Raw genomic sequence first — 1,609 nt, forward strand, 5'->3', positions numbered from 1 at the left:
GAATCATCCCTCGCCACACCTTTCAGCCGATGCGATTCAAGTCGTTATGGCGCGTTTCCTTCAGGCACAGCACGGCGATCACGCTGAGCATGGCCGCTGCGGAAACGTATCCGCCGACGTAGCTCAGGCCGCCCACCGCCACCAGTTTCTGAGCGAAGAACGGCGCCGCCGATGCACCGACGATGCCGCCCAGGTTGTAGGCCGCCGATGCGCCGGTGTAGCGCACGTGGGTGGGAAACAGTTCCGGCAGCAACGCACCCATGGGGGCGAAAGTCACGCCCATCAGGAACAGTTCGATGCACAGGAACAATGCCACGCCAGCGGTGGAACCGTGGGTCAGCAATGGTTCCATGAGGAAACCCGAGGCAATCGCCAGGACGCCGCCGATGATCAATACCGGCTTGCGCCCGTAGCGGTCGCTGGCCCAGGCCGACAGCGGCGTGGCGGCAGCCATGAACAGCACGGCAAAGCACAGCAGGCCGAGGAAGGTCTCGCGGCTGTAGCCGAGGGTGGACACGCCATAGCTCAGGGAAAACACCGTCGAGATGTAGAACAGGGCGTAACACACCACCATCGCGGCCGCGCCGAGCAATGTCGGCGCCCAGTACTGGCTGAACAGCTCGACCAAGGGGATTTTCACCCGTTCCTGGCGCGCCACCGCATTGGCGAAAACTGGCGTTTCATGGAGCTTGAGACGCACATAAAGGCCGACGATGACCAAGGCGGCGCTCAGCAGGAACGGGATCCGCCAGCCCCAGGAGCGGAACTGCTCGTCGTCCAGGGTCATGGCCAGGGTCAGGAACAGGCCGTTGGCCGCCAGGAAGCCGATGGAGGGGCCCAGTTGGGGGAACATGCCGAACCAGGCGCGCTTGCCTTTCGGGGCGTTCTCGGTGGCGAGCAACGCCGCCCCGCCCCATTCACCGCCCAGCCCCAGGCCCTGGCCGAAACGCAGCAGGCACAGCAGAATCGGCGCCCACGCGCCAATGCTGGCGTAGCCGGGCAGCACGCCGATGAGGGTGGTGCACACGCCCATCAATAGCAGCGACGCCACCAGGGTGGACTTGCGCCCGATCCGGTCGCCGAAATGGCCGAACAGCGCCGAGCCCAGCGGCCGGGCGAGGAAGGCGATGCCGAACGTCAGGAAGGACGACAGCATCTGTGCCGTGCCCGAGGTTTGCGGAAAGAATACCGGCCCGATCACCAGGGCGGCAGCGGTCGCGTAGACATAGAAATCGTAGAACTCGATGGCGGTGCCGATGAAACTCGCGGTTGCCACGCGGGTGGCCGAGTTGGTCGGTTGGTTCGCCACGGCGTCATTGCAAGTGGTGGTGGTCATGCGGTTATCCCTGACAGTCATGTGCTCCGGTGGAGCGAATTATTATGGTCGAACACCCAGGGATGTGGGTTGGGGCGCTGTCGCTGTTTCGGGTAGGAACAGTCGCAGGGTTGCAGCGGATATTGCCGGTGGGCTGCCCGGAACGGTCTGAGTGCCGGGTAAGCACTGGGTTCGGGCGGGGCTGGGTAAGCGGGTTGAGTATAGGAAGGGGGCTAACGAATCGACAAGAGAGCCTGCGCACAATATTGAAGCGTGTGCTTGGCTTTTGTGGGG

At 63.8% G+C, this 1,609-nt stretch carries 1 protein-coding gene; it reads right to left on the reverse strand.

What is annotated here, in order from left to right:
• Positions 1–22 precede the first annotated feature (22 nt).
• Positions 23–1,336 (reverse strand): MFS transporter, encoded by a 1,314-nt coding sequence (locus ACE04F_RS07265; RefSeq protein ID WP_486105605.1) that lies wholly within the window; start codon positions 1,334–1,336, stop codon positions 23–25.
• Positions 1,337–1,609 lie beyond the last annotated feature (273 nt).

It is taken from the genome of Pseudomonas sp. AGC41, assembly GCF_057334555.1.

Coding starts and splice junctions, on each gene's coding strand:
- ACE04F_RS07265 (WP_486105605.1), bottom strand. CDS start 1,336: ATGACCACCACCACTTGCAATGACGCCGTGGCGAACCAACCGACCAAC.